At 73.0% G+C, this 588-nt stretch carries 1 protein-coding gene; it reads right to left on the bottom strand.

The window, feature by feature from the left end; all coding sequences use genetic code 11:
* Nucleotides 1-12: 12 nt before the first annotated feature.
* Nucleotides 13-588: SDR family oxidoreductase (locus G3N62_RS35575; RefSeq protein ID WP_206141562.1), on the bottom strand; the 576-nt coding region annotated here is incomplete at its 5' end.

Below are 588 nucleotides of genomic sequence, written 5' to 3'. Positions count from 1 at the left end.
GCGCCGTGTGCGTCACCCGACGCGCCAGCCGCCGTTTACCGCCACCGTCGCGCCCGTGACGAACGACGCGCGCGGCCCGGCGAGCCACGCGACCGCATCGGCGATGTCGTCCGGATGTCCGGCGCGGCCAACCGGCGTCTGCTCGCGGATCGCCGCCGCGATGGCCGGCGCGACGCCGCCGTCGCCGAAGAAACGCGTGTCGGCGATATAGCCGGGCGCAACCGTATTGACCGTTATGCCGCGCGGCCCGAGTTCGCGCGCGAGCGCAACGGTGAATCCCTCGACACCGGCCTTCGCGGCGGCATAGGCAAGGCCGCCCGGCAGCAGGCTGCCGGCGCGCGCCGCGATCGAGCCGATGTTGACGATCCGCGCGTCACGGTCGGCCAGGTGCGGCAGCACGGCCATCGTCGTCAGGAACAGGCTTTTCAGGTTCGCGTCGAGCACGGTATCCCACACGGCTTCGGCCTCGCCCGCTTCGGTATCCGAACCGACGCGGCCGGTCAGCCCCGCATTGTTGACCAGCACGTCGATGCGCGGCCACCGCGCGACGATCGCGGCGACCGCCGCCGCCGCGTCGCGCCGCACACA

The sequence above is a fragment of the Burkholderia sp. Tr-20355 genome, from assembly GCF_017104685.1.
GTDB classification, from domain to species: Bacteria; Pseudomonadota; Gammaproteobacteria; order Burkholderiales; family Burkholderiaceae; genus Burkholderia; species Burkholderia seminalis.
Note: the sequence above shows the minus strand (reverse complement) of the source record. Positions and strands in the feature narration are given on the sequence as shown.